Source organism: Vibrio sp. Vb0667, assembly GCF_033391095.1.
The window spans coordinates 1-24,269 of the sequence record NZ_JAWPOL010000044.1 but is presented as its reverse complement, the minus strand read 5'-3'; the positions used below and the strand labels follow the sequence as shown (position 1 = coordinate 24,269).

The 24,269-nt window shown below is 44.6% G+C and carries 19 protein-coding genes and 1 pseudogene; 3 read left to right on the top strand and 17 right to left on the bottom strand.

Translation table 11 applies throughout. The annotated features are described in order from the left end of the window. The 4 genes and pseudogenes from R8269_RS26705 to tig form a co-directional block, all read right to left on the bottom strand. Window positions 1-68, bottom strand: a pseudogene (locus R8269_RS26705) (ATP-dependent protease La); the annotation flags it as partial. 130 nt (window positions 69-198) lie between these two features. Then, window positions 199-1,479 carry an ATP-dependent protease ATP-binding subunit ClpX gene (gene clpX / locus R8269_RS22055; protein ID WP_005382345.1) on the bottom strand — a complete coding sequence of 427 codons (1,281 nt, stop codon included), beginning with the start codon at window positions 1,477-1,479 and terminating at the stop codon, window positions 199-201. Window positions 1,480-1,549: 70 nt separating this feature from the next. Beyond that, a complete protein-coding gene (gene clpP / locus R8269_RS22050) occupies window positions 1,550-2,176 on the bottom strand; it encodes an ATP-dependent Clp endopeptidase proteolytic subunit ClpP (RefSeq protein ID WP_005382347.1) in 627 nt (208 codons plus the stop codon). Between the two features lie 105 nt (window positions 2,177-2,281). After that, complete coding sequence (gene tig, locus R8269_RS22045) at window positions 2,282-3,589, bottom strand: trigger factor (protein WP_005382251.1); 1,308 nt, start codon at window positions 3,587-3,589, stop codon at window positions 2,282-2,284. A gap of 526 nt (window positions 3,590-4,115) precedes the next feature. Here tig and R8269_RS22040 point away from each other — a divergent pair. The 3 genes from R8269_RS22040 to R8269_RS22030 all read left to right on the top strand — a co-directional run bounded on the left by R8269_RS22040 (window position 4,116) and on the right by R8269_RS22030 (window position 7,524). Continuing rightward, entirely contained in the window at window positions 4,116-5,921 is a 1,806-nt protein-coding gene (locus tag R8269_RS22040; protein ID WP_053303267.1) for a sensor histidine kinase, read from the top strand. A gap of 4 nt (window positions 5,922-5,925) precedes the next feature. Beyond that, window positions 5,926-7,263 carry a sigma-54-dependent transcriptional regulator gene (locus R8269_RS22035; protein ID WP_005382254.1) on the top strand — a complete coding sequence of 446 codons (1,338 nt, stop codon included), beginning with the start codon at window positions 5,926-5,928 and terminating at the stop codon, window positions 7,261-7,263. 78 nt (window positions 7,264-7,341) lie between these two features. After that, entirely contained in the window at window positions 7,342-7,524 is a 183-nt protein-coding gene (locus R8269_RS22030) for a hypothetical protein (protein WP_021034161.1), read from the top strand. Between the two features lie 33 nt (window positions 7,525-7,557). On the opposite strand, the gene R8269_RS22025 is transcribed toward R8269_RS22030, so the two are convergent. The 13 genes from R8269_RS22025 to R8269_RS21965 all read right to left on the bottom strand — a co-directional run bounded on the left by R8269_RS22025 (window position 7,558) and on the right by R8269_RS21965 (window position 24,136). Further along, window positions 7,558-8,919 carry a TRAP transporter large permease gene (locus R8269_RS22025; RefSeq protein WP_005382255.1) on the bottom strand — a complete coding sequence of 454 codons (1,362 nt, stop codon included), beginning with the start codon at window positions 8,917-8,919 and terminating at the stop codon, window positions 7,558-7,560. A 3-nt stretch (window positions 8,920-8,922) separates the two neighbouring features. Further along, complete coding sequence (locus R8269_RS22020) at window positions 8,923-9,597, bottom strand: TRAP transporter small permease (protein WP_005384308.1); 675 nt, start codon at window positions 9,595-9,597, stop codon at window positions 8,923-8,925. A gap of 70 nt (window positions 9,598-9,667) precedes the next feature. Next, a complete protein-coding gene (locus R8269_RS22015) occupies window positions 9,668-10,666 on the bottom strand; it encodes a TRAP transporter substrate-binding protein (RefSeq protein WP_017634784.1) in 999 nt (332 codons plus the stop codon). A 212-nt stretch (window positions 10,667-10,878) separates the two neighbouring features. After that, window positions 10,879-12,348, bottom strand: coding sequence for a protein adenylyltransferase SelO (locus R8269_RS22010; RefSeq protein ID WP_149191950.1), 1,470 nt, complete (start codon window positions 12,346-12,348; stop codon window positions 10,879-10,881). 176 nt (window positions 12,349-12,524) lie between these two features. Continuing rightward, complete coding sequence (locus R8269_RS22005; RefSeq protein ID WP_215810599.1) at window positions 12,525-13,337, bottom strand: sugar transporter; 813 nt, start codon at window positions 13,335-13,337, stop codon at window positions 12,525-12,527. 172 nt (window positions 13,338-13,509) lie between these two features. Beyond that, window positions 13,510-16,494 (bottom strand): M6 family metalloprotease domain-containing protein, encoded by a 2,985-nt coding sequence (locus R8269_RS22000; protein ID WP_215810598.1) that lies wholly within the window; start codon window positions 16,492-16,494, stop codon window positions 13,510-13,512. 360 nt (window positions 16,495-16,854) lie between these two features. Next, window positions 16,855-18,222, bottom strand: a complete 1,368-nt coding sequence (locus R8269_RS21995; RefSeq protein WP_149191952.1) for a TrkH family potassium uptake protein — start codon at window positions 18,220-18,222, stop codon at window positions 16,855-16,857. After that, entirely contained in the window at window positions 18,219-18,881 is a 663-nt protein-coding gene (locus R8269_RS21990; RefSeq protein WP_005388291.1) for a potassium channel family protein, read from the bottom strand. The genes R8269_RS21995 and R8269_RS21990 overlap by 4 nt, the downstream gene beginning before the upstream one ends. Window positions 18,882-19,131: 250 nt before the next feature. Beyond that, window positions 19,132-20,340 carry a DEAD/DEAH box helicase gene (locus R8269_RS21985; protein WP_005382264.1) on the bottom strand — a complete coding sequence of 403 codons (1,209 nt, stop codon included), beginning with the start codon at window positions 20,338-20,340 and terminating at the stop codon, window positions 19,132-19,134. Window positions 20,341-20,439: 99 nt separating this feature from the next. Next, on the bottom strand, window positions 20,440-21,180 hold the full coding sequence (locus R8269_RS21980) for a transglycosylase SLT domain-containing protein (RefSeq protein ID WP_080276914.1): 741 nt from the start codon (window positions 21,178-21,180) through the stop codon (window positions 20,440-20,442). 210 nt (window positions 21,181-21,390) lie between these two features. Continuing rightward, entirely contained in the window at window positions 21,391-22,635 is a 1,245-nt protein-coding gene (locus R8269_RS21975; protein ID WP_215810597.1) for an NAD(P)/FAD-dependent oxidoreductase, read from the bottom strand. A gap of 7 nt (window positions 22,636-22,642) precedes the next feature. After that, window positions 22,643-23,710, bottom strand: a complete 1,068-nt coding sequence (locus R8269_RS21970) for a class I SAM-dependent methyltransferase (protein ID WP_017634791.1) — start codon at window positions 23,708-23,710, stop codon at window positions 22,643-22,645. 27 nt (window positions 23,711-23,737) lie between these two features. Then, window positions 23,738-24,136, bottom strand: a complete 399-nt coding sequence (locus R8269_RS21965; protein WP_005382272.1) for a hypothetical protein — start codon at window positions 24,134-24,136, stop codon at window positions 23,738-23,740. Between the last annotated feature and the right edge of the window lie 133 nt (window positions 24,137-24,269).

Here is a 24,269-nt window from a genome sequence, read left to right as displayed (position 1 = left end):
GGGTAGACCACTACGTCACGTAGAGGTAGTACCGGGATCTCGATACGCTCGGAACGTTCCAAGTTCATATAATTCTCTCTTCCGCTTTCACGTTTAACGTATTACTTAAGGCAGTATATGGGGGCTAATTGTTTGGATTCAATAAGAGAAATAAAAAAAGGAGGTAATTACTTACCTCCTTTTTCATTATGGCTGAATTTACTCTGCTCCAGCTGCCTGATTGTCTGCGTTACTGTAAATAAGCAGTGGCTCTGACTCGCCATTAATGACGGACTCATCAATCACGACTTTACTAACGTCTGTTGCAGATGGTAATTCGTACATGGTTTCAAGTAGCACGCCTTCAAGAATCGAGCGTAAGCCACGAGCACCTGTTTTACGCTCCATTGCTTTTTTCGCGATAGCGCGCAGCGCATCTTCACGGAATTCAAGTTCGGCGTTTTCTAGCTCAAACAATGCTGCATATTGCTTGGTCAGTGCGTTCTTCGGTTCACATAGGATCTGAATCAACGCTTCTTCATCAAGCTCAGTCAGTGTTGTTGTTACAGGTAGACGACCAATGAATTCTGGAATGAGGCCGTACTTCACTAAGTCTTCAGGTTCAACTTGAGTAAATAGCTCACCTACCGTCTTCGATTCATTCTTCGAACGAACTTCAGCACCAAAGCCAATACCTGTACCTGTTGCAACACGCTGCTCAATCACCTTGTCTAAGCCAGCAAAAGCACCACCACAAATGAACAGGATCTTAGATGTGTCCACTTGTAGGAATTCTTGCTGAGGATGCTTACGACCACCTTGAGGTGGAACCGATGCAACCGTACCTTCGATAAGTTTTAGTAGCGCCTGCTGAACACCTTCACCAGATACGTCACGCGTAATAGATGGGTTTTCAGCTTTGCGTGAAATCTTATCAATTTCATCAATGTAAACGATGCCGCGTTCCGCTTTAGCTACATCGTAATCACATTTTTGCAGAAGCTTTTGGATGATGTTTTCAACGTCTTCACCTACGTAACCGGCTTCGGTTAGTGTCGTCGCGTCTGCCATTGTAAATGGCACATCCAAGAATCGAGCTAATGTCTCCGCAAGTAGTGTTTTACCGCTACCTGTAGGACCAATTAGAAGGATGTTACTCTTACCAAGCTCCACACCTTCGCTCGTTGTATCACCATTGCGTAAACGCTTGTAGTGGTTATATACCGCAACTGCGAGCACTTTTTTCGCGTAATCTTGCCCGATCACATAGTCATCAAGGTGTTCACGGATCTGTTTTGGCGTTGGTAACGCTTCAGATTCTTTCTTAGGGAGAACATCCTTGATTTCTTCGCGAATAATATCGTTACATAAGTCGACACACTCGTCGCAAATGTACACTGACGGACCTGCGATTAGCTTGCGAACTTCGTGCTGACTTTTGCCGCAGAAAGAACAGTACAGCAATTTACCGCTGCCACTTTCTTTGCTTTTATCTGTCATTCGCTAACCTCTTAGCCTTTACTCTTCATGAATGAGTGTATATCAATTTTTGCCAAAATGCGCTGGCAAATTACTCGCCACGGTGGCTTAACACTGCATCCACGATACCGTATTCCACAGCCTGCTCTGATGACATGAAGTTATCACGATCAGTATCGCGCTCAATGACTTCAAGAGGTTGGCCTGTATGTTCTGCTAACAACTTGTTTAGCTTCTGTTTAATCGTCAGGATTTCCTGAGCATGGATTTGGATATCAGAAGCTTGACCCTGGAAACCACCCAATGGTTGGTGGATCATTACACGTGAGTTAGGCAGTACATAACGCTTACCTGGCGCACCACCTGCAAGCAGGAAGGCACCCATTGAACATGCTTGACCCATACATACTGTGCTCACATTTGGCTTAATGAACTGCATGGTATCGTAAATAGACATACCTGCTGTTACGCTGCCGCCTGGAGAGTTGATGTATAAGAAAATATCTTTATCTGGATTTTCAGATTCTAGGAAAAGTAGCTGAGCCACGACAAGGTTTGCCATGTGGTCTTCCACTTGACCCGTTAAAAAAATCACGCGCTCTTTAAGCAGACGTGAGTAGATGTCGTAAGAGCGTTCGCCTCGGGAAGTTTGTTCAACCACCATTGGTACTAGCGCGTCCATAATTGGCGACATTGCATTTTTTTCTTGGTAGCTCATATTCTTATGTCCCTAAAATAAATGGCCCGGATGATGACTATCATACGGACCATTGTTAGCAGAATAGTTAACGTTAAGTCAACCTTCTACGCAAGATATTGCTTATTAAGCAGCAGGTTGTTGTTGGTTAAGTAGCTCGTTGAAGCCTACTTCTTTCTCAGAAACCTGTGCTTTAGCGATGATCGCGTCGATTGCTTGCTCTTCTAGAGCTACGTTGCGCATGTTGTTCATCATTTCTTCGTTTTGCTCGTAGTAAGCAATAACTTCTGATGGATCTTCGTATGCAGTAGCCATTTCTTCGATTAGAGCTTTAACTTTCTCGTCGTCCGCTTTTAGCTCTTCAGATTTGATTACTTCACCTAGTAGAAGACCAACAACTACGCGACGTTTAGCTTGTTCTTCGAACAGTTCACGTGGAAGCTGAGCAGCAGCTTCTGGGTTACCACCGAAGCGTTGTGCAGCTTGTTGACGTAGAACTTGGATTTCTTGCTCGATAAGCGCTGATGGTACGTTGATGTCGTTTTGCTCAACTAGACCGTCAATCGCTTGCTCTTTGATGCGGTTCTTAACAGCTTGCTTAAGTTCGCGTTCCATGTTCTTGCGAACTTCAGCTTTAAGTGCTTCAACACCACCTTCAACAACACCGAACTTAGCAACGAACTCGTCGTTTAGTTCTGGAAGTTCACGAGCTTCAACTTTGTTCACTTTGATTGCGAACTTAGCTGCTTTACCTTTTAGGTTTTCAGCGTGGTAATCTTCTGGGAAAGTCACGTCGATGTCGAATTCCATACCAGCAGTTTTACCTGCGATACCGTCTTCGAAACCAGGGATCATGCGACCAGCACCCATTTCTAGAGGGAAGTTCTCAGCTTTACCGCCTTCGAACTCTTCACCGTCGATAGAACCAACGAAGTCGATGCTTACGCGTTTGCCATCTTCTGCTGCTTCTTCAACTTCAACCCAAGTTGCTTGTTGCTTACGTAGAGTATCGATCATCTCTTCTACGTCTGCATCTTTAACTTCTGTTAGTGGTTTTTCAACAGTGATGCTCTCTAGGCCTTTAAGCTCAACTTCTGGGTAAACTTCAAAAGTTGCAGTGAAAACTAGGTCTGAACCTTCTTTGTTCTCTACAGGAGCGAAAGTTGGAGCGCCAGCTGGGTTGATTTTCTCTTTAACGATAGCTTCGATGAAGTGGCGTTGCATTACTTCACCAAGAACGTCTTGACGTACTGCTTTGCCGTACATCTTAGCAACCATTTTTAGAGGCACTTTACCCTTACGGAAACCATCGAAACGACGGTTTTTAGCGATGTTGCGTAGTTCAGCTGTTACAGCGTCTTCGATGTTTGCAGCTGGAACAGTAATGTTTAGACGGCGCTCTAGGCCCTCTAGCGTTTCAACAGTAACTTGCATTATATATAAACCTCTAAAGTGGCTCGGTTTTCCGAGCGTATGAGCGAAACTCAGAGGAGCTTACGCTTCATCCTTGTGTAGTGTTCTGTCCGAACACCTAATTTAAAATCGAGTATCGATACTGGTTGTCAGTACCGGACTAATCAGTGATATCTTCGATAAAATAACCAAAGGTATCTCCTATTAGCCTCAGGACAGAATTTTTAGACGCGACATTCTAGCGATCTGTCGCAACCCTGTCGAGCCAATAGCCACTATGTGGACATTGTCTGCGCTAAATTCTCGAATGCTGACCCATTTTTTCTTCAAAAATGCGATTCAGACACCGTCTAAGCATCGGCAGCATATCTAGAATGGGGACAATAGCGACTTTTTCAAGAGAATCGACCGGTTTTTTTATCGAAAAGCCTAAAAAGAGATCTTGCTCTTGTTTTACTCCACAGAGTTGAAAACTAAATCCCTAATCCTTCCTACAAACTATTAACATTTTCTTACGTGACCAAAGGAAGTTGTAAGGAGTGTAAGGATGTCGCAAAAAAAACGGATTCTGCTGACATTTTTTGCTTTCTATTTCCTGTCCGCAATTATCGGTGGCCATTGGGTTTGGCAGACCAGTTATCAATCTCTACTTGATAAACACCAATCACAGCTGGAGCAGTTTTCTGGCCATATAAAAAATAAACTCGATAAGTACGCCCATATCCCAAATCTTCTCGCTAAAGATGATCCTCTTTATCAAGCGCTTCTGCACCCCAACAACAGTGCGCAACTGGAAATCACTAATCGGTATTTAGAATCCGTTAATGGCGTGATTGAAGCAGCGGATACGTACTTAATCGATCAATGGGGTACAACGATCGCGGCCAGCAACTGGCGTAAAGAGCGCTCCTTTATCGGTCGAAATTTTGCATTTCGACCTTATTTCAAACAAGCCATTGTAGGTAAACGAAGCCAATACTACGCACTGGGCTCAACATCTGGTAAACGTGGCTACTACTATTCTTATCCCATCGTATACGCTGGCGGTGTACTTGGTGTCGTCGTGGTGAAGATGGACCTAAGTAAGATAGAGGACAACTGGCAGCAACCTAACAGTGTTTTTGTCGCCAGCGACCCATACGGAATTGTTTTCATGAGTAGCCGAAGTGAATGGCTACTCAAAAGCTTACAACCACTGACAAAAAAAGAGAAAAAGCAAGTTTGGGCAAGCCAACAATATCTTGATGCGCCAATTGAAACGCTTGGATTAGTAGGTAGTTTGGACGAGGTGCATTCTGAGCTTAAACAGGGTTACCCATACAATAAAGGAACCTTGGTGGTCTCTTCGCTGCCCCTTCCCGAACTCAAACTGACAATTCGTGTGCTGTCTCCTAAACAGTCGATCGTTTGGTTCACCATGGGTTACATCTTTGTACTCACTCTAGCATTCATGGTTTTGTTTTTAATTGGTCAGCTTATCTATCACCGTCAACAGCGTCACTTGCAAATTGAACGAATTCAACAAGAAGCCAATCAAAAGTTGGAATATCAAGTCATGGCACGGACTGCCGAGTTGCAAGCTGAGATCGCACAGCGTATCGATACCGAGCAAACTTTACGCGTTACTCAAGATGAATTGGTGCAAGCAGCGAAACTCGCGGTGTTAGGACAAATGTCAGCCAGTATCAGCCATGAACTGAATAATCCACTTGCGGCAATTCGTAGCTTTGCGGAGAACGGCAAGCTGTTTCTAAAAAAAGAAAAATATGAGCGAGTGGAAGATAATCTCACTCGCATTTCTGCTCTCACTGACCGTATGGCAAATATCAGTCAGCAACTTCGCTCTTTCGCCAAAAAAACCAGTGGTGACGAGTTGGCTCAATCTCGATTGTTCCCTGTGATTGCCTCTGTAAAAGAACTGATGAAGCCCGCATTTAAATCAGGGCGCGTCACGTTAGAAACAAATTTGCCAAAGCATGATGTTGAAGTGCAGATCAATATTATTCAACTGGAGCAAGTGTTGGTCAATTTACTGACTAATGCGATAGAAGCACTCAAAGAACAACAAGACAAACAGGTAGAATTATCTGTAGAACACGATGAGCACACTGATTTGGTTTGGATTCATGTTGATGATAATGGCCCAGGGCTTGGCTCTTTCTCACTTTCTGATTTATGTGAACCGTTTCTAACTACTAAACTGAACGGTTTAGGTTTGGGTCTCTCTATCTCGCAACAAATCTTAGCCAGTATGAATGGAAAATTATGTGCCCATAATCGAGAACAAGGCGGCGCTCGATTCTCATTGTGTTTACCTATCACTTCTTACAACACTGAACCATCAAAAGGATAAGATCATGTGTCAGGTGTTTTTTATTGATGATGAGGCCGATCTCAGAATCGCTATAGAACAGACCTTTGAACTGGCGGATATCGACGCCAAGTTTTTTGTGGATGCAGAATCGGCTTTAATAGCGATGCAGCAAGGAGAAGAAGCTGGCGTCGTGGTCACTGATATCTGTTTGCCGGGCATTTCTGGTATGGATATGCTAACAACTTTGACTCAACGCGATGCAAACTTACCCGTCATCATGATCACTGGACACGGTGATATTTCCATGGCAGTGCAAGCCCTTCATCAAGGCGCTTACGACTTTATTGAGAAACCTTTTGCGCCAGAGCATTTGGTTGAAACGGTTAAGCGGGCGATTGAGAAGCGCAAACTAACCAATGAAAATGAAAAACTGCGCCTGTCACTTAAAGCCAGTAAAACCCTTGGTCCACGAGTTATTGGTGAAACCTCTAGCATCCAAATATTACGAGAGACCATCACCCAAATCGCCGATACCGACGCCGATATTTTATTGTTTGGTGAAACCGGTACAGGGAAAGAGTTAATCGCTCGTTCTTTACATGAGCAAAGCTCTCGCCGGAACCAAAACTTTGTCGCCGTAAATTGTGGAGCGGTTCCAGAGAACTTAATTGAGAGTGAACTCTACGGCCATGAAAAAGGCGCATTCACTGGCGCCGAAAGCCGTCGTATCGGTAAATTTGAGTTTGCACAAGGCGGCACACTTTTCTTGGATGAGATCGAGTCGATGCCTATCCAAGCCCAAATTCGTTTATTGAGGGTATTACAAGAGCGCGTGATTGAGCGTGTCGGTTCAAATGAATTATTGCCTTTAGATATTCGAGTGATTGCAGCAACAAAGGTCGATTTAAAACACGCAGCTGAAGAAGGTACTTTCCGTCAGGATCTCTATTATCGGCTCAATGTCGTGACCTTGGATCTCCCGCCACTACGCGAACGAAAAGAAGACATTCCAGCCCTCTTTCACCACTTTCTGTTGGTAGCAGCTTCACGTTATGGCAAAAGCTCTCCTAGCTTGTCACCCCAAGATCTAGCGCAACTGATGAGCCATGACTGGCCTGGCAATGTTCGAGAACTCAGAAATGCTGCAGAGCGTTTTGTGCTATTGGGTAAGTTAATTCAGTTGGGAGAATCAAACCCAGTCGCTAAGTCTTCCTCAAGCCTTGCAGAGCAAGTGGCGGAGTTTGAGAGAGCAGCCATTGAAGGCGCTTTATTAGAAAACAACGGTAGTATTAAACAGACAATGTGCCAATTGAATGTGCCAAGAAAAACCCTTTACGACAAGATGCAGCGCTACCAAATAAATAAAGACCTTTACAAATAAAACACGTTCAAATAGCTGGCATTATATTCAACTTGAATCATAATTTTTAACAACGGGTTTATCATGGTTGTTATAGATATGAACGAAAAAGTGAGAATACCGATTGTTACAGATACCGTGCTCGTAGACGGTTGCTATCAAGAAGAGAGAAGATTCGGTGAAGAGCGTCGTAAAAATAAAAAGAGGTGGCGACACTATGAACGTCGAATTAATTCAGACCCGCGCAAAACTTGTTACAAGTCAATAGACGAAGAGGTGTGAATTCTCACACCTCTTTCTACTTTCTGGCTTCCATTACTTGGTAATGATCTCCGGCCCCATCAAGGTAGTAGGCAACCAAGTCGAAACCCATGGTACATATGTGACGATAATTAGGAACAAGAACATCACTCCAACCCAGGGTAATGCTGCCTTCACTACGTTCATCATCGACATTTTGGCAACACCAGCGGTCACAAATAAGTTAAGACCCACGGGCGGCGTTATCATTCCTATCTCCATATTCACCACCATCATTATGCCCAAATGAATTGGGTCTATACCTAATGCAATCGCAATTGGGAACACGAGCGGCGCAACAATGATCAACAAGCCTGATGGCTCCATGAACTGACCACCAATCAGCAACAAGACGTTCACCACAATCAAAAAAGTGATTGGTCCGAGACCAGCCGAGAGCATCGACTCGGTGATCATTTGCGGGATGCGTTCTTCCGTTAAAACATGCTTCAAAATTAAGGCATTAGCAATGATGAACAGCAGCATGATGGTGAGTTTGCCCGCTTCATACAGGGTGTGTTTCGTGTCTTTATGAACAAAGGTTTGGAAGATTTTAACGAGCGCAGGTTTAGTGTTTTTCTTGTCTGCAAATGGCCCCATGTCTTTGTATACAAAGTTAGCAATAAAGAATGAGTACACAGCAGCAACCGCAGCGGCTTCTGTCGGCGTAAAGATACCGCCATAGATACCACCAAGAATGATGACGACCAACAACAAGCCCCAGCTTGCATCCTTGGCGGCATCAAAAGTTTCTTTCCAACCGACAAAAGGTTGCTTTGGAAGGTTCTTGATTCTCGCGGCAATGTAAATCGCGATCATCAACATGACACCCGCCAGCAAACCGGGAATCACACCACCAAGGAACATACGTCCAACTGACACATCCGTTGCGGCTGCATACACCACCATCACAATCGAAGGTGGGATCAAAATCCCTAGCGTACCTGCGTTACAAATTACCCCAGAGGCAAACTCTTTTGAGTAACCGTTTTTGATCATACCTGCGATAACAATACTACCTATGGCAACAACCGTTGCAGGTGAGGAACCTGACAACGCGGCAAACATCATACACGCTACAACCGAAGCCATCGCCAAACCGCCGCGGAACCAGCCTACAATGGCAATGGCAAAACGAATTATCCGCTTTGCTACGCCACCCGTCGACATAAAGCTTGAAGCCAATATAAAGAATGGAATAGCCAATAGCGTGTAGTGGCCCGCGAATGCATTAAACAGCGTTTGAGCAACTGACGCTAAAGAGGCATCCGAATGCATTAAAAGGAAAAGAACACTGGAAAGACCCAGCGAAATAGCAATTGGCACGCCAACCAGCATAAAGCCAATTACCATCAAAAATAGAAATAAGATATCCATGGCTTATTGCTCCTTGTTTTTAGCGTCTTGCGAGGCCTTTGGAGCCATTACGTCTTCAGCGTCACTCATCTCAGCTTTAAGAGATTCGAGCTCTTCCTCCGCTTCATGTCCTGCAATCAAGCGATCGAGCTTACCAGTAGCGATTTGCCACGTGACTTGAACAAATCTAAACGTTAGTAGCGCCATTCCAAGTGGCAAAGCGAAGTAAGGAATAAAACGTGGCAGCTTTTCATAACGCTCTCCCTCATTTAACCAGTCGGCCATGAACTGGAGTATTTCAGGCATCGGAATATCGTCCGTTTCATACCACGCTCGGTCAGTAGCGAACGGATACCAGTAGTTCCAAGCGCCAATTAACAGCAAAATAGAGAAGGCTAAGCAACACATTGCAGCAAAAAGCGCCAGGGCTTTTCGTTTACCTTCCGGAACGATGTTAATAATGACATCGACACCAATATGAAAGTGTTTTTTCACACCATAAGATGCGCCAACCAACACCATCCATGCGAACATGAAAACGGTGAGCTCAAGCGCCCAAAGAATATTGTCGTTAAAGACATAACGAAAGATGACATTGGCAAAGGTCAGCAAGGTCATGGCACCCAAGAAGAAAGCAATCAAAGTCTCTTCAATGGCATCGGTGATTCGTCCAGCCTTGGCAAAAAAAGTCTGTTCCATAATTACATCACGTCGTCTGTAGGGGGAAAGAGCCCCCTCAGTTTGAGAGGGCTAAATGTGCTAGGTGTTATTATTTTTGGTTAGACGCCAAAGCGGCTTCGATTAGGTCAGAACCAATGTCTTTTTCGAACTTCTTCCATACTGGTTGAAGTGCAGTGACCCATTCTTGGCGCTGTTCTGGCGTTAGAGTACGAACCACACCACCTGCTTCGATGATATTGTTCTTATTCGCAAGGTTTACTTTGGTTGACTCAGCATTACGCTGCGCAGTTACCTCTTGAATAATGGTGTTTAACTGCTCGCGCTGATCATCTGGTAAGTTTTTCCAGAAGTCGTTTGACGTCACAACTAAGTAATCCAGAATTCCGTGGTTCGTTTCCGTAATGCCATCTTGAACTTCGAAGAATTTTTTGCCGTAAATGTTTGACCAAGTATTTTCTTGACCATCAATAACCTTAGTTTGCAAGCCGCCGTAAACTTCTTTGAACGACATTTTTTGTGGGTTAGCACCTAGCTGCTCAAACTGAGCAACGAGTACATCAGACGCTTGAACACGGAACTTAAGTCCTTCAGCATCAGTTGGAGAAATGAGCGGCTTGTTGGCTGACATTTGCTTCATGCCGTTATGCCAAAACGCAATGCCTTGTAGGCCACGACGTTTCATTGAATTTTTCAGCTTTTCACCCGCTTCCGAGTTTTGGAAACGGTCAACCGCGTCGACATCATCGAACAAGAAAGGAAGATCGAAAAGGCGGTACTTCTTGGTGAATTTCTCAAACTTAGAAAGAGAAGGAGCAGCGAGTTGAACATCACCATTCAGTAGCGCTTCCAACACTTTGTCATCATCATACAGTGTTGAGTTAGGAAACACCTGCATACAGACTTTACCGTTCATCTCTTCGTTGACGCGCTTTTCAAGTAACGAAGCCGCGATGCCTTTAGGGTGTTTGTCCGCGTTCGTTACATGGCTAAACTTGATGACCGTTTCACCCGGGTCACAATTTGCGGCAGCATTAAAACTGGTAACAGCAAGTGCAGAGACAGATAGTAGAGTTAGAGGCTTAAACATTATTATTCTCCTTGTTGAATCACATCCCATCCCGTCCATGAGTAACTAGGTGTTAGGCGATGGGTACGGATGTTCAACAAGGAGCAATTAATGGACCATGTTAAAATTTACATGTATTTCAATAAATTAACATAGCCCATTAACATGAATCCGAAGTGTAACGAGTGAATTCCACCCAAGAAAAAGATACAAATGGGTGGGAAATGACCCATTTATGAAGAACAGCTTATCTCCATTTTCTTCCCCCATTCCGGCGGCAATTTCGCATAATCATCAAACTCGGTTTGCTCATCAAATGGGCGTTTTAACAGTTCGGCCAATCGGTGTAATTCGCTAAAGTCCCCTTCTTCCGCTTTATCAATCGCCAACTGAGCCAAGTAGTTACGCAAGATGTATTTGGGATTGGCTTGACGCATCTGTTTGCAACGCTGTTCGGTTGAAATCAGGCCCCCTAGTTCATCAACCTCTAGCTCACACCGAGCTAAGTACAGTTCAAGCCAAGCTCGCGCAGCTTCTCGGTCGAGAAATAAATCGATTACGGCTTGGGAAGGCGCATTATCAAGGTTTGAAAGTGTTCTGAAGAAGCGAGTGTAGTCCGTTTTGTTCTGGTGAAGAAGCTCAAACATAGCTTCAAACAAACGCCCGTCTTCCGCTATCTTGGTTTTTAAGCCCAACTTCTCACGCATGAGGCGGCTGAACTGCTGGCTTAAATGAACTTCAAATTGACTCAACGACGATTCTAAATCTTCTCGTTCAACGAGTGGCGATAGCGCATGCGCCAGTGCTGACAGGTTCCAAAGCGCAATTCTAGGCTGTTGATCAAATGCGTAACGACCCTGGTAGTCTGAATGATTACAAATGTATCCCGGCTCATAATCATCAAGAAAGCCAAACGGACCATAATCAAAAGTTTGCCCAAGAATTGACATGTTATCGGTATTCATCACACCATGCGCAAAACCAAAAGCTTGCCAATATGCGATCATCTCGGCTGTTTTAGTCACGATGGCGTCAAACATCGCGGCATATGGTTTCTCCGCCGATGCACAATCAGCAAAGTGCCACTCAATCACCTTATCCGCCAACAGCTTCTGCTCTGCTAACTGGTTGGTGTAAAAGAAATGCTCAAAGTGACCGAATCGAACATGGGTTTCAGCCATTCGAAGTAACAAAGCGCCCGATTCCGTTTTTTCTCGATAAACAGGTGTATCACTGACCATCATACCGAGAGCACGTGTCGTGGGAACCCCAAGGCCTGCCATGGCTTCACTGCACAGGTACTCACGGATAGTCGAGCGTAATACCGCTCGCCCATCTCCCATTCGCGAGTAAGGCGTTAGCCCTGCACCTTTGAGGTGAAGATCAAACCAAGTACCATCCTGATGCTCAATTTCTGCCAACAGTAATCCACGTCCATCGCCCAAATCTGGGTTGTAAACGCCAAACTGATGGCCTGCATATTTCATCGCAAGAGGACGAAATTGTTCGAATTCACTTAGCCCAGAAAAAACCGCCAATAACTCATCGTTTTGCTCTGCTGGTAAACCAAACTGCTGTGCAAACTCACCATTCCAAGCGACCCAGCGAGTGTTGTCCAAGGGTTGTGGCTCGACCAACGTATAGAACGCTGACGGTAATTGACTAAAGCGATGGGTGAAATTGACCCGTTGCCAAATGGACATGTAGGGTTCCTTAATAAAAAGAAGTACTGTTGTGAGTATACGTGTGAATGTCCCTGTCATTCAGCCATGAAATGGGCATGGGTATTTTGCGTGAATAACGCGAAGGCGGCAGGAAGGTATCAACCTGCCGCAGACCTTCTCCTAAACGGAGGTAGCATGTAAAAACGATCAAAGGGTTAAGCGGAAAATTCTTCACCCGTTTTTGGTGGCTGTGATGTCGTATCAAAACGAGCGCGTTCGATATCCACTACCGTTTTATAGCTCAACGATAACAATGCCAGCTGGTACGCGCCAAAAATACCATAGGCCACACCGACGAGGCTCAACATAAAGAGATTCGTAAAGTGGCTAAAGATCAGCTGACTGAGCAAGCCCGCGCCCAATGGAATTAGTCCCATCAAAATGAATACTTGTTTGTTGTATGGTCTGCTCTGGTTCCACGAACGACGCAAACTGCGCGGCTGATGATCCATTGCAGTCGCTGGCAACACAAATGACCATCGCGCCATTACCCAATAGCCAGGAATGCTTGCAATCGTTGTGATAATAGCCATAGCAACAAAGTCGGCTTCACCACTTTCTGCAATGTAGATAAACGACAACACAAAGATCGGGATACCAATAACGAGCATCATCATCAGTCCAAACAGTATCCACCAGCCTATGAAACGGAATTCTCGAGCTGACAAACGAAATACATCCAACGCCGAGTGCATGTAATCACCGACTAAATAAATTCGATGCACACGCACAGCCGCCATAGCGGCAACAAGTGGGTACAAAATAATTGTGACGAAATAAAACCCTGCGACATTGCCTTCTTGAACGTTCGCTTGATCTTGCCCCGTCATTTTAGGATACATAAAAGCAAAAATTGAGTGCACGATAATCAACGGAATACAAGCAATAACAATTGCGAGTAGATTCCTTCTGACCATCACTGCCGCTTCTCGGCATATTTCCGAAACAGAAAAGCCCTCGGTAGACATATAACATCCTTAGTTCATAAAAATCGGCCCCTAGGGTAACCGCAGAGTAGAAAAATCGCTTTAAAAATAATGAGAAACACATCTCATAAGACAATGAGAACGAAACCAAAATAGATCAGATAAAAAATAAGCCACTCAATGTGAGTGGCTTATACCGCAATTCAATACCGTTTTAGACCCGACGTCGCCAGCCTAATGTTGCAAGCAACATCAAAGCCCAATAAGAAACACTGCCGCTACCTTCAGAGTTCTTGAATGTCGTTGTCTTCAAAGAAGCAACAACCGTCACGATAACTTCCCCCGTAGCAGTGGCACCATGACCATCTGAAACCGTATATTGCAGCTTGATGCCGTCAGTAGGGCTATCCGGTGCTTGAAAACGGATTTTACCATTCTCTACACTCGCACTTCCCACACCCGTTACGTTCTGTACGCTTTCTACAACCAGTTTATCGCCGTTCACATCCGAATCATTGCTCGCTGCATCAATCAGAATACTTTCACCAACGGCAACGGTCGCCGTATCTGGAAGCGTAAGTGGCGCTGCGTTTTTCATGGTTAAATCGACGGTAGCACTGGACGTTTCATTACTAGGATCAGTCACGGTTAAACGGAATGTCAGAACCTCACCCGCTTTTGCACCTTGAGGCACCGTAAAGCTTGTGCTAACACTGGTTGCATTGCCAAGAGAAACTGAAGTGCCAGCCAACTGCTCCCATTTATAACTCAACACATCACCATCAGCATCCGTACTATTTAACGCAGACAACGTGACTCGCTGCCCAACCGTCATGTCTTTATTATCAACATCAATCACGGCCACTGGCGCTTCGTTGCTGCCAAGCACTTCCACCTGCACATTCACGATTGAAGATGAGTACGCACCATCAACCGACAACAAACGATATTGGAAAGTGTCCAGACCAACGAAGTTAGCTTCAGGTTGGTACTGGTTGCCAGAGATGGTGCCGTGCTCAGGCTTCTGCACAATGTCCACATTGAACTGATACCCTACCGCCATGAAATCATTGTCCATCAGGTTCAGTTTGATTGGCGTATTTTTATTGGTTTGTAACGAATCAGATTTCGCTTCAACCAAGTTGCTCGCATCCACATTTAATAATGCTGCAAACGGAATATAAGAGAACCCGGCTTTTTCTAGACCAAACGTGCCAATCTCACTGTAATCACCAGTCCACATTACAGGTAGGGAGGCTTTTTCAGTTTTTAGCAAGCGGCCGAAGTCAAAGTTTGCATCAAATTGACCGCCTTCCAATTCAACGACCAATAAGTGCTGACCCGCACTCAATTGGCTTGATTGGGGGAATAAAATTCGAGATGACTTTTGGAAGTTACCTTGTTGTAAAAGCTCAGCGTTGTTTTGATTCAATATTAATCGATAGCCAATGTTTCCAGAAAATGGGAATCGCCAAACTCGATAAGTCATGTCACTTTGAGCGCTATCTCTTTGCGCATAAAGTTGAAGGCCATCAAGCTCTGTATCACTATTCAAGTCCAGTGACACCGCCAGAGTGTTACTCCCACTCGCGTACACATAACCTTGATGAAGAGAGTTCAGCCATGCTGATTTATTTGGTTCGTTTGTATGCTCAAGAGAAAAGCTACCGCCGTTGGTGTTGCTGGCAATGTTGGAAATACGAACCCCAGTATCAAACCCTGTGATCGCTCTCAGACCCGGGGTCGATGTATCTGAAATGACATCGCCACCATTAGGGTACAAATCGTCAGCGTCACTCCTACCATCATTTTCTAACTCATTCAGACCATCAGCCTGCATGATTTGAACCTGCATCGCGCCAACATCATTAAAGCGGTTCTGGACATTGACCGACGTCGCCAGGATACCTTCAGCCGCCAATGCTCGGTCGTAACCGCTAAAGGTGCGATTTTCCAAGTAAACACGTGGACCAAACTCTTTCAAGTACGAGTCGAGATACACCAGCTTGACATCGTCGTTGTTCACAGAAATAGGCGCTGGACTTTCATGAGTTACCGTTGGTACAACAAAACCAGCAGCGTGTTTGCTCCATGCACTCATGTTCACCGGAGTGTCACCAGCGTATGAATCTCCCGGTTTCTGCGCCCATGAACCGCCACCCATCACGCCCCAAGAGCCGATCGAGGCATCACTGTTCCTTGCGTACAAATCCGGTAAGCCAAGCATTAAGTGGCCAAGCTCGTGTACGATCACGCCCAACGTCGCTTGATGATCAACTTGATAGTCAGCGAACACACAATAGTCTGTGATCTTTTTACCATCTAGTGTGACATCATCGTGAGAGAATTTGTGCGGCCAAATCGCAGGACGGTTGAGAACCCCTGTTGAACGATCTCCCCCCGCAAAAATAAACATGACAGAGAGTTCTGACGGTTCTACGGTACCATTTTGATTGCTGTCGTAGGCCGAAAGATTAAAGTATGGATCCAGTTTTTGATAAGCCTCGGTGAAAACCGCATTCAACTTGGCGGTGCATGTCTTATCAGTCGAACTAGAGTGACAGTTAGGGTGGCTTTGTGCCACAGTCACATCTATCACACCGTCATTGGCGGTGCCGTAACTCTCAAGTGCAGGAACAACTTTGAATTTACCTTGAGAGTTTTTATCAAAGTAATCCACAACGCTTTGACCATTGGTATTAAATACGCGTTGCTCAAAATCATGCACCATTGCTTGGTCATCAAACGAAACTTGCACAACCAATAGGGGCTGCTGCTTCACCGTTGAACTGCTCATCGCCTGGTAACCTTGCGCCGAGCGCAGTAGGTTTTTTCGTGCCATCGGTTCAATGGTTTTTAGAGAAGATAATTGCGGTTTAACTTGTAAATCCGGTCGAAACCTCGCCGACTCAGGTGGCTCACTCGACTGCGTTTTCACCACACCTGTCGAGATCAATATTGGCGTGTCTGACTCGCGCTGAATCTGCGCGAAAAACCAAACGCCGTCTTCCTGAAGTAAGGCATTGCCCTGCTTATCTTCAAACCAGTGGAAATCTGCCGTTCCACGTAGAATTGCCTCACTGGAGCTACCATCGCTCAACGCAATAGTATGCCAAACCGGTGATGGCGGAGTAGTTGCCATGCTCTTCCCTGCAAGAAGCGCAGTTAACATAGCCATGGCGAGTGTGTTGAATTTCAAAGTACGACTCCATCTTTTCGATTCGTTCATTCATACCAAGCACAACAAACACAAAGTAACCCTATGGGCATAGAGTAAGACTGAGTGACTATTGACGAAGGCTGGTATCAATTCGCTCAGATAACACGACGTAGTTTGGTGTCACACTACAAAAGCGTCGGATTCCAAAACGCTGTTATGAGCGTAGCTTCTGAGAATATAAATTGAGTGAATGAATAGTATCGAAACGAAAGGAAGAAGAAATGAACTTCTACGAATTTGTAGGTAAAATTGGGCAACATTCCACATATTCTATAAATGTACGAGCACTGCTATTAATCAATGCTCGTAATGGTCGCGCGGCCATTGTTTAACGCTATATTAACCTGTAAGAACGGCGTCTTCTGGGTATTTGACCAAGGTAGGTTCAGGACGTGCCAACATGTAGGCAAGCGTGAGCGGCCCAATACGACCAATGATCATCACCACGATCATAATGTATTTACCAGGTTCAGAAAGTTCCGCAGTCAAACCGGCGGTGAGCCCCACTGTGGCAAATGCGGAAATGGTTTCAAACATAACCTTATCAAAGCTGGCCTTCTCGGTAAGCATCAATAAAAACATTGCGCTTGTCAGGATAGCTCCGCTCACAACGATAATTGCCAATGACTTAGTCACAGTTTGCCAATTTATGGTTCGCTTAAACATAACCACATGTTTCTTTTGGCGTAAAAAGGTCCACGTAGCCATAAACGCAACAGCAAATGTGGAAACTTTAATACCGCCCCCCGTTGAGGTGGAACCCGCTCCAATTAACATCAGAACAATCATGACCAGTAAGGCCGGCTGGGTAAACAACGCCAAGTCAACACTATTAAACCCTGCCGTTCGCGCACTCGCAGATTGAAAGAATGCCGCCAACCATTGCCCTGTTGCAGGTAAAGACGCCATTGTGTTTGGGTTGCTTCGCTCAAGTAACCAAAACATCATCGTTCCGACTAAGAGCAATATCGGTGTCGCAATCAGCATGATTTTGGTGTGAAGATGCAAAAAGTGGAAACCTTTGCGCCAGTTTAGCCAGATGTCACCCACAACAGTAAAACCAAGCCCGCCAAAAATGAATAGCCCCGCCAGTGTAAAGATAACCAACGGATCATTCACAAAGCTCATCATACTGTCAGAAAACAGCGCGAACCCAGCGTTGTTAAATGCAGAAATTGCATGAAACAAGGCGTAAAACATACCAGTCTGCCAGCCCATTTCAGGGACCCAGCGGATAGAGAGAAAAATAAACCCGACCGTTTCTGCAACAAGCGCGAAAACAACAATCCGCTTTACTAGTCGGTGTAGATTGACTTGCCGATCTTGCCCTAATGCTTCTTTCGCCAGCGCTTGTTGACGCAAACTCAAACGCACGCCGAACATATAGAGTAAGACTGCCGACAACGTCATCTGCCCCAACCCACCGATTTGCATTAAAAACATCAGCAAGATTTTACCCGCAAGCGTAAAGTGTTGCCCAGTATCGACAACACCAAGCCCTGTCACACTAATAGCGGACGTTGCAGTAAACAAAGCATCCGTTATCGACAGGCCCGTAACAGAAAAAACTGGCAAGGTTAGCAATACCGCAGAAGGCAGTAAAACACCGAGAAAACTGAGCAATATAATTCGCGGTTCGTTGCCTTTCGCTTTCTCTTGTTTACCATCTGGTGCGTAAAAAACACCTTTCTGATGAAAATACGTCATAGCGATTTTAATTTATTTGCGAGCGCATCTTGAGGGCCGACCACAATAATTAGGTCACCAATTTCTAGTGTGGTATTAAGGTCAGGTGCCTTGGTAATTTCTGGGCCCCGTTTAAACCCTAGCACTTGCACGCCATCGACTTTGCACAGAGCCAAATCACTTAGTGTCTTACCCATCCAACGAGAGCCAATCACAAACTCCGTCATAGCTAAGCCACTGCCTAATGGGTGGAACTCAAGAACCCGTTTATCGAGCATTTTACGCGCGACACGTATCCCCATGTCACGCTCAGGCATGATAATGTGGTCTGCGCCAATTTTTTGCAGAACACGAGCTTGGAAGCGGTCGTTGGCTTTAACCCATACTGACTTTACTCCCGCCTCTTTAGCAATCAATGTCGCAAGAATACTGGCATTGACATCTGCTCCGATGGCAATCATCACCATGTCGTAATCATCAAGTTTGAGCTCAGCAACCGTCTCTTCGTGAGTACAGTTAGCCACAACCGCCTGACTAACAAAACTGGCGGCTTCTTTAACTCTGTCTTCGTTGATGTCAACGGCTAAAACTTGAGCGCCTGAATCTTGTAACTCTTTACACACTGCCAAACCAAATCGGCCAAGACCAATAACGGCGAATTGCTTATCACCTGTTTTCATTTGTGCCCCATCTTATGCATTCATTAGCAAGCAAAAAAGTTTGCGCCCATTCCTTACCTTGTGCAAACCTGCGGACAGATAATTGACAAAAGCTTAACGCACCTTGATTCACTTTACGTGTTAAGCGTATGACACTGATTAACTTTTTTCCTCATTACCGAATAGAAACCGTCGCGATGGCTACATAATTGGATGCCTTAAAACGCAAAAAGCCGCAAGAATGCGGCTTTTAGATCATGGGATAAACTGGCTATTTTGATTCGCGCTTATCGTGCGGTTTACGTTTATTCTTAGGCACGTAATTTAAAATTGAAATTGGTACTGGCTTTCTTGGCGCAAAACCTTCAATTTCCACTCGCTCTAGCAAGTGCCCTAAACGACTTTCAATCATGCAGAGGTTCTTAAAGTCGTCTTTTGAAACCAGTGATATCGCCTCACCTTTCGCGCCAGCACGACCTGTACGACCAATACGATGTACATACTCATCCGCTGGGTAAGGTAAATCGTAGTTGATGACAACTGGCAGATTATCAATATCAATACCGCGCGCAGCAACGCCGGTTGCGACTAAGTACTGGATTTCACCCGCTTTAAACTTTTCTATTAATTCCTGGCGAACACGCTGATTACGGCCACTGTGGAATGCTTCTGCCACAATGCCACGTTTCTCAAGTTGGCTTACCAGTTTGGCTGCGCCGTGTTTAGTTTCAATAAATACCAGTACTTGCGACCAGTCATTTTCTTTAAGCAAGTGACTTAACAGCGACGACTTCATGTCTTTATCGACGGTCGTGATCCACTGTTTAATATTTGATTTTGAGGCACTGTGCTTTGCAATCGTGATCTCTTCAGGATCAATAATCGCATTTTTGGCCAAGTCACGAACAGGGTTAGATAACGTCGCTGAGAACAACAAACTTTGCACATGTTCTGGCATACAGTCGACGATTTTGTCGATCGCATCGATGAATCCCATATCCAACATTTTGTCGGCTTCATCAAGCACTAGCATTTCCACTTCATCAAAGTGAATCGCGCGTTGACCGTACAGATCAATCAAGCGCCCAGGCGTGCTTACCACAATATCGACACCCTCGATCAAGGCTTGTTTTTGTGGTGCATAATCCACACCACCAAACATCGCCATTGAGCGTAATGGTAAGTTTTTACCATAAGCTTCAATACTTTGATGAACCTGAAGCGCAAGTTCGCGTGTTGGCGTTAGGATAATCGCACGAGCGCGTTTTTTACGTTGCGTTTCGCCTCGACTAAGCTTTTCTAAGATTGGCAGAACAAAACTGGCCGTTTTACCTGTGCCCGTTTGCGCTGCTGCAATTAAATTGCGGCCACGCAATACGATTGGAATGGCTTTTTGTTGGATAGAAGTGGGTTTTTCATAACCTAGCGCTTTTACTGCATCAGCAATCGATGCGCTTAAACCAAGCTTAGAAAATGGCATAGAAAGGTCTCAACAGAGGAAATGGGCGCGTAGTGTATCAGAATCCCCGTGAAGTAACAGAAGGATTCATGCGCGAAAAACTAGGAACATGACACAATCTTAGCCCATGAAATTGGGCTGCAAACCTTTTTCTAATTTTTGCCTCACTTTGTAGGAAACATCATTAAGCGTGATTTTCCCCGTTTTGTGGCGGTCGATACCTGCATTCTGTCGATAGGCAATTGAGCCTTGTCTGAACAAAACGAAAGACGGCGGTTTACCAATCGCAGCAGGGTAGAGAATGGCCATGTAAGCATCTTCTAAGCTATTAATTTTATTTCGATAGGGCCAATAGTACGCTTTCACATAGTCAAGTTGTTCAAGCGCGCTCATTCTCGCAAGAGTCTTTGTGTTCACTCCTAATGACTCTGCGGTAGAGGGCATAAATTGAATTAACCCTGTAGCCCCGCTTCCGGAACCATTTTTGATGCTTGGACTGAAAGTTTCAGCAGTTTCAAATGCCATGCACGCCATAAGATGATTAGGATTGATCTTTAGCTCTTTACTAATACGAATGACTTTAGATTTGAACTCTGGAGAAACTTTACCTCCCCACGCGACCGCGTTCTCGGGATCTGCAATCGAAGAGACCGTTGATGCGTCATGTTCTTCGACAATTTTAGAAAGTAGAGGAAGCGTTTGGCGTAGTCGATGGCTCGAACTCACCAAGCGAATTGATTTGGTAAGAAACTTGTCTTTTTTTTGATGTAGTTTTTGGAACTTTACTAACTTATACAGTTGCTTATAAACCGTTTTCACAACGAAGCCGGATGTAGGGAACACTCCCAGAATGTAATCCATTTCCTACAAATTTAATATAAATATCAGTAACAGGAATTCTAGATGTGATCAATGTCACCATAAAAATTCTCAAATTCGATACACACCGATGTAAGTGGTCAATGTGTCTCCAACACGCTAGAAGTAAAAGTAAAGAGGCATTAAAAAGGTCTTACCAATTTTTTGGTAAGACCTGGGCTTACTGATTCTCGGATAAGCGAATGTATATTCTTACAGTTCAGCTTCCCGAACCAGTTCTGCAAGCGTCGACAAACGCTGCTCACTTTGTTTTACGTAAGGATTATTCGTATCCCAAGCATATCCAGCCAAAATCGCACTAATCATCTGTTTAATACGTGGGTTCGGGTTTTGATAGAAAATCACATCTTGCAACGTGCCGTTGTACCAGCCTTCCACATAAGTGCGGAATGTGTTCACTCCCACCATTAAGCGTTGCGAGTACTCTTCTTGCCAATCAACCTTTTCACCATTCAGCTGACGAACCACGCAGTCCGCTGCAAACTCTGCCGATTTCATGGCGATAGTGACACCCGATGAAAATACAGGATCAAGAAACTCACCAGCATTACCAAGCAACGCGTAGTGCTCTGTCGCTAAACGTTTGACGTTAGCAGAATAGCCACCCAACTCGCCTGCTGGATTCGGGTAATTCGCGTTTCGCAATAAAGCAGCCAAACCCGGCTCTTCATTGGCTAACTGCTGCAACGCTGCAATCTTATCTTCTGGGTATTGTTCGAAAAATTCTGGCTCACCCACCACACCAAACGAACAGGTACCATTAGAGAATGGGATTAGCCAGTACCATACGTCGTGATTTTCAGGATGAACTGAAATTAAAATTTTGTTGCGATCGTATTCCGGCTCTTGGGGAGAGATATGATCTTCGATATGGGTAAAGATCGCTTTTCTAGGCGGAAGACAAGAAGGTTCTTCTAGCTCCAACAAGCGTGGCAAAACACGCCCAAAGCCACTTGCATCCAGCACAAAATCTGCTTCGATTTGATAAGCCTTCTTATTTGAGTCGAGCACTTCTAATCGAGACTTTTTCCCTTCAAACACTAGGTTGAGCAGCTCATGCTGATAACGAATCTCTACGCCTTGCTCTTCAGCGCTATCTGCCAATACTTTATCAAAGTTGGCACGTTGAACCTGAAACGTCGTGCCCGGTCCTGGTGTGTATTTGTTTGTAAAGTCGAACTGGGTGTATACGCCATTACGACGAAATGCAGCACCATCTTTATACTGGAAACCAAACTGCTTTACTGCATGAATCATTCCTGCTTGTTCAACAACTTCCATACATGCAGGGAGTAGGCTTTCTCCTATGGAAAAACGTGGAAAAGTCGCTTTTTCTAAGACAACAACATCTATGCCACGCGATTTTAATAAGGCAGAAACGGTTGAACCTGATGGCCCCGCTCCTACGACAACAACTTGCTTGAGCTCTGTTTTCATTCTGAATTTAGTTTGCTTGTAGTTTTAATAAGGTATGACCAAGGCCAATATTGTCGGTTCTTTCAACGACAGATAAACCTGCCGCTTCGACAATTTCTAAGAAATCATCACTGCGATAAAAGCGACTATTACCGTTAGCTAAACAGGTAAAATAAAGAGAAGTGGCATTAAGGCTATAGGAAGCTCCCGCGTATTTTTGAGCATCCCAAAACAGCTCCAATACGTAAATAGTATCTCCCTTCGTTAACTGGGCTTTAACTTTTTTAAGGATATTGAGGATCTCAATTGGGGAAAAGCAATCCAAGAACTGGCTCATCCACCATACGTCAGCATGCTCAGGCAATGTTTGTGCTTTATCAAGCATGTTTGCAGGGTATGGACGTACACGCTCGACGAACTGGTTTTCTGAAACATTCTTCATCGCTACTTCTAATTGCTGCGGTAAATCAACAATCGTCACTTGAACGTCAGGGTCATGTTTACAACACTGAATCGCCCATTTTCCCGTATTTCCGCCAATATCCACAAGATGCTTTGGCTTCCTTGCAAATACCTCTTTAAGCAGAAGTGGGAACGAGCGATCCGAATAGAAATGATCGAACTTAAACCAGCTCTGTTTGGCTTGTTCTGGTAACGTCGATAGACCTTGATAAATGGTCTCCCAATTGCCCAACTCTTTCAAACCTGACGGTTTACCTTCTTGAATTGCTTCCGTCAAATGCATCATCGCGGCGTAACAAACATCTGCCGTAAAATCCATGTTTGCATTCGTCATACCATCATGAAGAAGGTAAAAACCAAGGTTTGCAAGCGAATAGTTAGGTCGTTCCCATAAAACAATATGCGCACTAATCGCCATATCCAACAGTACTTTAACACCATATTCTGATACTCCCGTTTTCTCGGCAATATCTGTGGCACTCATGCCTTGTGCGCCAGCGCTGTCTAAAGCGGCTAAAATACCTAAATCTCGAAGCGTTTTGGCGGTCTGGAACACGATTGGTGCAAAAGATAACTTCTGAGCTTCTGTCTTCGCTTCAAAAGCATTAAAAGGGTCATTATTTTGATTTAACACGGAAAAACCTAACTGCAATTAATAGTTTTATTGTTGAGATTGATTGCCCAACAATGCAATAGCTCGCTGAATATCAACATTCAAGTTGTTTACCCAACGATTGTAATTGCGGTGGATTTTGCCATCACTTGCTTTGAGATTTACTGAGTTGAGATAAATAATTGAGTAATATTTATTATTGTATGGGATTTTTACTTCTGCAGAGTGTTTACGAACGTGGATTTTTGCAATAAGAACACCAGGGCTTACTTCTTCGATCGTCCAGCCTCGGTTAGTTGCTGATTGCACTATGGCCATTTTTACTTGTTTATTTTGAAGATCATAAGCAACTGGAGTATCCTCCACATTCATTACAGGTTGTACTCGTCCACAACCAACAAGAAGCAAAGTTAATAATAATGAGACATACAGCTTAAAACGCGACATGATAATTTCCTTTTTATTGTGAATTTGGGTCAACCCCAATTTGTATCGAGCTGTAAAATAAACAATTTAACCCAATATGCCAAACTCGAAGATCAACATTTCGTTCAATATTGATGCGTGGACAGCGAATTCA

Excerpts from the sequence above, each read along its gene's own strand:
- clpX (WP_005382345.1), bottom strand. The coding sequence starts at position 1,479 with ATGACAGATAAAAGCAAAGAAAGTGGCAGCGGTAAATTGCTGTACTGT.
- clpP (WP_005382347.1), bottom strand. The coding sequence starts at position 2,176 with ATGAGCTACCAAGAAAAAAATGCAATGTCGCCAATTATGGACGCGCTA.
- tig (WP_005382251.1), bottom strand. The coding sequence starts at position 3,589 with ATGCAAGTTACTGTTGAAACGCTAGAGGGCCTAGAGCGCCGTCTAAAC.
- R8269_RS22040 (WP_053303267.1), top strand. The coding sequence starts at position 4,116 with ATGTCGCAAAAAAAACGGATTCTGCTGACATTTTTTGCTTTCTATTTC.
- R8269_RS22035 (WP_005382254.1), top strand. The coding sequence starts at position 5,926 with ATGTGTCAGGTGTTTTTTATTGATGATGAGGCCGATCTCAGAATCGCT.
- R8269_RS22030 (WP_021034161.1), top strand. The coding sequence starts at position 7,342 with ATGAACGAAAAAGTGAGAATACCGATTGTTACAGATACCGTGCTCGTA.
- R8269_RS22025 (WP_005382255.1), bottom strand. The coding sequence starts at position 8,919 with ATGGATATCTTATTTCTATTTTTGATGGTAATTGGCTTTATGCTGGTT.
- R8269_RS22020 (WP_005384308.1), bottom strand. The coding sequence starts at position 9,597 with ATGGAACAGACTTTTTTTGCCAAGGCTGGACGAATCACCGATGCCATT.
- R8269_RS22015 (WP_017634784.1), bottom strand. The coding sequence starts at position 10,666 with ATGTTTAAGCCTCTAACTCTACTATCTGTCTCTGCACTTGCTGTTACC.
- R8269_RS22010 (WP_149191950.1), bottom strand. The coding sequence starts at position 12,348 with ATGTCCATTTGGCAACGGGTCAATTTCACCCATCGCTTTAGTCAATTA.
- R8269_RS22005 (WP_215810599.1), bottom strand. The coding sequence starts at position 13,337 with ATGTCTACCGAGGGCTTTTCTGTTTCGGAAATATGCCGAGAAGCGGCA.
- R8269_RS21995 (WP_149191952.1), bottom strand. The coding sequence starts at position 18,222 with ATGACGTATTTTCATCAGAAAGGTGTTTTTTACGCACCAGATGGTAAA.
- R8269_RS21990 (WP_005388291.1), bottom strand. The coding sequence starts at position 18,881 with ATGAAAACAGGTGATAAGCAATTCGCCGTTATTGGTCTTGGCCGATTT.
- R8269_RS21985 (WP_005382264.1), bottom strand. The coding sequence starts at position 20,340 with ATGCCATTTTCTAAGCTTGGTTTAAGCGCATCGATTGCTGATGCAGTA.
- R8269_RS21980 (WP_080276914.1), bottom strand. The coding sequence starts at position 21,180 with ATGGATTACATTCTGGGAGTGTTCCCTACATCCGGCTTCGTTGTGAAA.
- R8269_RS21975 (WP_215810597.1), bottom strand. The coding sequence starts at position 22,635 with ATGAAAACAGAGCTCAAGCAAGTTGTTGTCGTAGGAGCGGGGCCATCA.
- R8269_RS21965 (WP_005382272.1), bottom strand. The coding sequence starts at position 24,136 with ATGTCGCGTTTTAAGCTGTATGTCTCATTATTATTAACTTTGCTTCTT.